This is a genomic window from uncultured Paracoccus sp. (assembly GCF_947487305.1).
In the GTDB taxonomy this organism is placed as follows: domain Bacteria; phylum Pseudomonadota; class Alphaproteobacteria; order Rhodobacterales; family Rhodobacteraceae; genus Paracoccus.
The window spans coordinates 1-1,362 of the sequence record NZ_CANKWH010000066.1 but is presented as its reverse complement, the minus strand read 5'-3'; the positions used below and the strand labels follow the sequence as shown (position 1 = coordinate 1,362).

Here is a 1,362-nt window from a genome sequence, read left to right as displayed (position 1 = left end):
GGTGACGTCCATGGACGTGGTGTAGCTTGCGGTGGCCATCGGGTTTCCCGGTAGGGTCGGGTTGCGAGAACCAACCTGAACCAAGGATAACTCCGATGACCAAACCGATGATGGACCTGCGTGCGCTTGTCGAAAAGAGTGCAGATGCCGATCTGCTGCGCGAGATGATCGGCTTCGCGGCCGAGCGGCTGATGGAACTTGAGGTCGGCACGAAGACCGGCGCCGACTACGGTGAGAAGAGCAGCGACCGGCTGGCGCAACGCAATGGCTACCGGGATCGGGACTGGCAGACCCGTGCTGGCAGCGTCGAGCTGCGTATTCCGCGCCTGCGCACAGGTTCGTACTTCCCATCTTTCCTTGAGCCACGGCGGTCCGTCGAAAAGGCCCTGACCGCGGTGATCCAGGAAGCCTATGTTCACGGCGTATCGACCCGCGCCATGGATGATCTCGTACAGGCGATGGGCGGGACTGGCATCTCCAAGAGCCAGGTCAGCCGCTTGTGCGAGGAAATAGACGACCGTGTCGATGCCTTTCTGACCCGGCCCATCGAGGGCGAATGGCCTTACCTGTGGATCGATGCGACGTATCTGAAAGTGCGCCAAGGCGGTCGCATCGTCAGCGTCGCGGTCACGCTCGCCGTGGGCGTCAACACGGACGGCAGGCGCGAGGTGCTGGGCATGGCGATTGGAGCCTCCGAGGCCGAGCCCTTCTGGACCGAGTTCCTCCGCGATCTCGTCCGGCGCGGCCTGTCAGGCGTGAAGCTGGTGATCTCTGACGCCCATGAGGGCATCAAGGCGGCCACGGCCCGCGTGCTGTCGACCAGCTGGCAGCGGTGCCGGGTTCACTTCCAGCGCAATGCCTTGGCCCATGCCGGCAAGAGCAGCCGTCGGGTGGTGTCAGCCTTCATCGCCACCGCCTTTGCCCAGCCCGACCACGCGGCAGCCAAGGCCCAATGGCGCCAGGTCGCGGACCAGATGCGCCCAAAGCTGCCCAAGCTCGCAACGCTCATGGACGGGGCCGAGGAGGACGTCCTCGCCTACATGACCTTTCCCCAGCAGCACAGGACGAAGCTGCACAGCACGAACCCCATCGAGCGTCTGAACGGCGAGATCAAGCGGCGCACCGATGTCGTCGGGATCTTCCCCAACGAGGTATCCATACGCCGCCTCGTCGGCGCCATCCTGATGGAACAGACCGAGGAATGGACCGTCCAGCGTGGCAGGTACATGACGCTGGAAACGCTCGCTCCTGTCTGCGATGATGTCATGGTCAGCCTGCCTGCAGCGCAGCGCGACTGACAAGCTCGGCCCGCCGGTGAGCGCGAGGCCCGTCGTAAGCTACACCACGCCGCGGGACATCATC

The 1,362-nt window shown here is 64.4% G+C and carries 1 protein-coding gene; it reads left to right on the top strand.

Annotation, left to right across the window (positions count from 1 at the left end; genetic code table 11):
• Positions 1-95: 95 nt before the first annotated feature.
• Positions 96-1,298 (top strand): IS256 family transposase, encoded by a 1,203-nt coding sequence (locus tag Q1A36_RS21260; RefSeq protein ID WP_299848164.1) that lies wholly within the window; start codon positions 96-98, stop codon positions 1,296-1,298.
• Positions 1,299-1,362: the final 64 nt, after the last annotated feature.

Excerpts from the sequence above, each read along its gene's own strand:
- Q1A36_RS21260 (WP_299848164.1), top strand. The coding sequence starts at position 96 with ATGACCAAACCGATGATGGACCTGCGTGCGCTTGTCGAAAAGAGTGCA.